The sequence below is a fragment of the Streptomyces sp. NPDC059534 genome (assembly GCF_042743475.1).
GTDB lineage: Bacteria > Actinomycetota > Actinomycetes > Streptomycetales > Streptomycetaceae > Streptomyces.
The window spans coordinates 1-5,790 of record NZ_JBHWAQ010000098.1; the positions used below are offsets into that span (position 1 = coordinate 1).

The window sequence follows — 5,790 nt, forward strand, 5'->3', positions numbered from 1 at the left end:
CCGCTGTCACTATCTGCGGCGTTGTCACACGATCGAGGGGCGGTCTCCGTGAGACCGCCCCCGCACGATCGAAGCCCCGCTACACTCCAGCCGTCCAGCGAAACCCGCAGGTCAGACAGCAAAATCCTGCTGGAGTACTAGCTGCGGGTCTCCGCGTTCGGGTGGGGCTGGGCCTGGAGGCGTTCGCGGAGGTCGATTTCCTCGGGGGTGAGCGCGTCCCCGGGCCGGCGGATGCGGACCGGCTTGGGCCGCAGCGGCAGGCCGTCGTCCGCTGCGGCGGCCTGCTCGGCTTCGGCGAGCGCCCGGTAGACCGAGGCTACCGAGGGGTTCTTGCCCGCGTTCTTCCCGGTCTTGATGACCAGCTTCTTCGCGACCTCCGGGACGGGGACGCCCTTGTTCTTCAGCGCGACGGCGAAGGTGAGCATGTCGTCGTCGATGACCTTCGGCCGTCCGCCGTGGTTGCCCTTGGCCGCCGCGGTGACCTGGCCGTCGAGGGTCTTCTCCCGGATGTAGTTGCGCTCGATCTGCCCGGCGACGGCGAGGACGGCGAAGAACATGGCGCCCATGCCGTTGGGGTCGTAGATCCCAGTGAGCGGGCCGGTGAGGAGTTCGAGTTGGATGCCGGCGCCCTGGAGCTCGGCGGACAGCGTCATCAGCTCGGCCGCGTTCCTGGCCAGACGCTTCAGTTCGTGGACGGTGAAGATGACCGGCGTCTCCGGGGCGGCCTCCTTGAACTGCCGGGCCAGGGCGAGTGCCGCCTCCAGCTCGGGCCGCACCTTGATGCGGGTGCTGATCTGCTCCTTGAAGACCTTGTGGCACTCCGCGCGGTGGAGGGCTTCGAGCTGGCCCGCCAGCTCCTGCCGCGCGGTCGACGTCCTGGCGTACCCGATCCTCACCGGCCGCTCGGTGCGGGGTGCGGGCACCACCGCGAGCGCGGGGCCCTGCTTCCACGCGCGGCCGGGGTGCCGGTCGGCGGGCACCGGGGATCTCCAGTTCCTCGCGGAGCGCGGGCACGAGGACGAAGCGGGGGGTGTGGTACTTCGCGGCGGTCTTCCCGCCGCGGGTGCGGCAGGCGCTGCCGGCGGGCGCATCGCAGTTCGGGCAGTCGTGACGTTCTACCGCAAATGCAGCCTGATCGGGCGTCAAATCCATGCCGGGAGTCTCTCAGAACCGCCTCGCACAACATGCCGGTTTCGAGAGGACTTTTGCGAACGGCGACCTGCGGAAACGTGATCGCTTCCGGGGCTGTCGCAGATGTTCATTTGTGAGAGGAACCGCCAAAGTCAAGGGAGTGCCCTGAGGTCAGCCGTGTTGCCATCCCCTGAGGTGAATCCGCCCATAGGCTCCCTTTTGCGGTGATCACCGCAAAAGTACTCTCTAGGGAGAAAGCATGGAGTACCCACCCAAACAGCCGCCGGATCCTCGGACGTCCCAACAGCCGTCGGCTCCCTTCTCATTTCAGATCGAAGTAACGTCGAATGCTCCGGATTCCTCGACTCCCCTGACGCAGATCTTTGGCAACAGCGTTGGGAACATTGTGACTGGCATCCTTGGCAACGGCGGAACTGCCACAAACCTCGTGAACGGCCTCCTTAGCGTCCTCTTCAGCAGGAACGCGAATGCAATCGTGTCCCCTATTCTCGGGACCTCGGGTGGCCAGACTTCGGTAGCGCCGAGGACACTGAAGACTGCCGAACTGGAGAAGGCCCTTCGGGGGCTCGGTGCTGCGGCTTCTGCCAAGGGGGAGAGCGAGCGATGACGGAAGCAACTGAGCTGGCGCCCCGCGAGAAGCTGGGGGTGCTCCTCGTGTACCTGGCGGATCAGGGCTACGCCGAGCAGGTGGGTACGTGGATCAGCCCCAGCGTGGCCAACATTCCGCTTACCGGCGAGCAGCTGCTGAGGGCCATGCCCGAGGGGGCTTTGGCCGAGGCAGCGCAGGCGGCCGGGGTGAGTGTGCAGGAGTACGCTGAGCAGTTCGCGCAGGAACTTCCCGATCTTGTCGACACGGTGACCCCGGATGGGGAGCTGCCTGCGGAAGACGAGTTCGAGAGCCATCTGGTGGAGTTCTACTCCGACGAGGGTGACGACGGCTCCGAGTCCTGAGCCGCGATGGAGGGGGGTGGAGTTGCGCCGCCGGCGTCGCCCCACTCCCGCCGGGGCCTCGGCCCGTCAGTCCCGAGCCGCTGTCAGCCCTGTTGATCGCCTTCGGCGGTAGCCTCGGTGCGAAGGGGCCTCAGTCCGTGGGCGGGCAGGTTAAGAGTGAAGGCGTAGCGTCCTCGGTGGGGAACCAGCCCTGGGCGCAATCGGCACAGCCGTCAGAACGGCGACCCCGGCCTCGCCGAGGCGCCCGACATCCTCAACCTCTCCACGTTCAGCTCGTCCCGACGCCTCCGCCACGAACTCGAAGGCTGACCGGCCACGGCTGGGGTGCTGGCGCATCTGGCCGCACACTCATTCCTCCTCGTCGTCGAGTTCGACCGCGTCCGGATCCCGCAGCGGCCGCAGACCGCCGCCGTCCGGGGTGGAGGCCGTGAAGCTGTAGCGGCCCAGGACGTTGAGGTTCTTGTGCTTGAGCGGGGACAGCCGGGCCATGTCCTCCTCACGGATCTCGTAGCCCTCCGCACGCAGTTGGGCGACGGAGGCGTCGATGTACCGGGTGGTCCACAGGACCACGGCGTTCAGGACCAGGCCGAGCGAGCCGAGCTGGTCCTCCATCCCGTCCCGGTACACCTGGTGGATGGTGCCGCGCTTGCCGTGGCACACGTCGTGGGCGAGCTTGTGTCTCGACTCCTGGACGGTGAGCTGCCGGTTCATCTGCCGGCGGTAGGTGTCGTCGACCGGGTCGACGACACGGAGCAGGTGTTCGGTCTTGGCGATCCGGCCGTACTCGGCGAACGCCTGTCCCAGTGGGGTCGGGTGTCCTTCCCGGCCGAACATCCGCAGCAGGTCGTAGGCGCGGACCTGGTTGGTGACCAGGGAGCCGGCGACCCGGAGCATGTCCGGCCAGTGCGTGACCACCTTGTTCAGGTTGACCCGGTTACGGGCCAGCGGCCCCAGCGGCCCGTACGTACCGGCCTCGACCCCTGGCATGGACGCGCGCCAGAACCGCTGGTCGTCCAGGTCCTTGAACCGGGGGCTGAAGTTGTAGCCCAGGATCTTGAAGATGCCGAAGACGATGTCGGAGTACGAGGCGTTGTCGGTGGCCACCATCTCCGGCTTCACCCCGCCGTCCAGGTTCAGCAGGGCATCGAGGATGTGCAGGGAGTCGCGTGGGGTTCCCGGCACGACCATCTGCCCGATCCCGGCGACCTGGTCGTTGACGGCGTTGAGCCAGGTGATGCCGCGCTTGAACCCGAAGTACTTCGGGGAGGGGGCGGCGTTGATGGTGCGGACGGGTACGACGAACCGCAGCCCGTCGACGGAGGCCAGCAGGCCGTCGCCCCAGTACCGCACGATCGGCACCCGCCCCTGTGCCTCGATCAGCGCGGCGTTCGCCACGGCGATGGTGTCGGCCCGCAGATAGAACTGGTCGACGTGCACCAGCCGGGCCCGGGTCAGCGCCTCATGGGCGGGGTTGACGACCGGGGTCATGCCGATGTTGCACGCCTCCGAGACCAGGAGCGCCACCAGCGAGGTGGTCAGGTCCTTCATGCGGGTCGTCGTGCCGTCGGCCAGGTGCACGAAGGCGTCCAGGAACCCGGTCCAGCCGTGCACCTCGAAGAGGAGTTCCGGCAGGTCGATCTTCGGGAGCATCCTCTCCACCCGACCCCGCAGCCAGGCCAGGGACTTCGGCTCACCCAGCGCGCCGAGCTTCGACACGTTCAGCTTCGCCCGACCGCCCGGCGGGACCTCGATGGTGACCCTCGTGTCCTGCCCGGCGCTCTCCAGCCGCTCCGCCATCTGCTTCCACGCCGCGTCCAGCGCGCTCACCAGCGCGGCCAGGCGCTCCTCGACGGGCATGTCCAGGCTCAGCCCCGCCAGGACCTCCTCCCGTACCGCCTCCCACTCGGTGCCGTCCAGCAGCCGGGCCCGCGGGTCCGACCAGCGGTGCGAAGGAGAGGCGAACACGTCCCGGCGCTGGAGCGCGCGGTGCAGCTGCTCCAGCACGCACACCACATACGCGTCCCGGTCCACCGCCCCCGCCGGCAGATCCGAGTTCGCGTACACCGCCTTGCGCCACGCGGCCGGCACCAGCTTGTCGTCGACCTCGCGCGGCAGCAGCGGCTTGTCCTTCACCCGCCGCCGCGCCAGCGCGGGCAACCGCTTCACCCCGGCCAGGACGCGGGCTCCGCCGCTCGCCGCGTCCAGCGCCTTCGACTCGCCCAGCAGCGACAGGAACGGCCGCACCGTGTTGTACCGGGTCGCCAGCGCCGCCCGCATCGCGACCGCCGCCGAGTCCTCGTCCTCCGGTACCAGCGACACCACCATCGCGGCCGCGCTCATCACCACCGCCCGCGGCGCGACCTCCTCCACCGCCCGCCACAGTGCCGCCGCGTCCAGATCCGTACCGTGCGCCTCGACCAGCTCCAACTCCTCGAACAGAACCTTCGCCGCCCGCGCCACAGTCCGCGACGCCTTCTCCAGCTGCGGCAGCGTCGAGAGACGCTCCTTGTCCGTGGCCCGCTTCGCGGTGCTGATCAGCCTTGTGGCCATCAGCACCGAGAACAGGTCCAGCGCCTCGTCGATCACCTTCGCCTCCAGGTGGCGCATCACCGCGGTGAGCATCGCCGCGCGCTTGGGCTCCGCCGCCCGCTCCAGACTCGCGGCCTTCGACCCCAGCCCGTACCGGGCCAGCGCCGAGAGCCGGTTCGGCGGGATCTGCGACAGCTTCAACCGGCCCAGCTGGAACGCGCCGATCTCATCGATCCGCTCCAGCGACCGCGCGAACGCCGTGCCCGTCGTCCGCGTCGGCGGCCGGCGCAGCCGCTCCAGCTCCGAGTACCGGCCGCCCACCGGCACCGCCAAGGTGGCCACCAGATCCGCAGGCAGCGCCGGATCCGCACGGCGAGCCGCCCCCGCGACGGTGGCGTGCAGCCGCCTCTCCGCGATTGTGCGAACCTCGGAGACCTGCCGGGCCAGCACCGAGACACCCGGCAGCAGCAGCCGGTTCCGCCGCAGCCAGCCCACCGCCTGGTTGAACAGCGCCACCGGCCCCTCCGCGTGCGTCCACGCCCGGCCGTGCAGGAACGTACGGAACCTCCGGCCCCACTCCCGGTCGTCGTACGGGCGGTAGCCGTAGGCGTCCCGGATCTCCCACGCATGCTCGTACGCCGTCTTCAGTCGCTCGGTGTACCGCTTCACGCACGACGGATCCTCGACGCCCAGCTGCGCGGCCAAGTGCTCGACCACCGGCCACGGCACCGCGAGGGGGTCCTCCAGGAACAGCTCCACGTACCGGACCGTGCACATCTGGAGCGCGAAGCCCAGCTGATGATGCTGCGTACGCCGCAACGCGATCAGGTCCCTGTCGACGTCATCCAGGAAGAAGAACCGCTCCAGCTCCGGCCTCGTCGGCTCCTCGGCGAACTTCCCGTACGCCTCCGCCTGATCATCAGTTAAGAACTCCACTGGCATGAGCTGGACCGTAGCCAGCCACCGCCCAAGAGCGACGATCCTTCAGCGAATCCCTACTCCGGGGACGATCACTGTGCTAGCCGACCATGATCAATCTCAGCGCCAACGGCTGTACCGATGTTCCAAGCGCCGCCAATTGCATCGGATGCGAACTGGCGACAGTTGCTGTGTCGGCACCAGCAGGGCGGAGGACACCTCGCTGAACAGGGACATCAG

Annotated in this window: 3 protein-coding genes; 1 reads left to right on the top strand and 2 read right to left on the bottom strand. The window is 68.6% G+C overall.

Annotation, left to right across the window (positions count from 1 at the left end):
* Positions 1–137 precede the first annotated feature (137 nt).
* Entirely contained in the window at positions 138–980 is an 843-nt protein-coding gene (locus ACFVZH_RS39750; RefSeq protein ID WP_384905458.1) for a recombinase family protein, read from the bottom strand.
* 775 nt (positions 981–1,755) lie between these two features.
* Here ACFVZH_RS39750 and ACFVZH_RS39755 point away from each other — a divergent pair.
* Positions 1,756–2,103 carry a YidB family protein gene (locus ACFVZH_RS39755; RefSeq protein WP_384905459.1) on the top strand — a complete coding sequence of 116 codons (348 nt, stop codon included), beginning with the start codon at positions 1,756–1,758 and terminating at the stop codon, positions 2,101–2,103.
* Between the two features lie 348 nt (positions 2,104–2,451).
* Here the strand turns inward: ACFVZH_RS39755 and ACFVZH_RS39760 are convergent, their stop codons facing one another.
* Complete coding sequence (locus ACFVZH_RS39760) at positions 2,452–5,574, bottom strand: Tn3 family transposase (RefSeq protein ID WP_384905461.1); 3,123 nt, start codon at positions 5,572–5,574, stop codon at positions 2,452–2,454.
* Between the last annotated feature and the right edge of the window lie 216 nt (positions 5,575–5,790).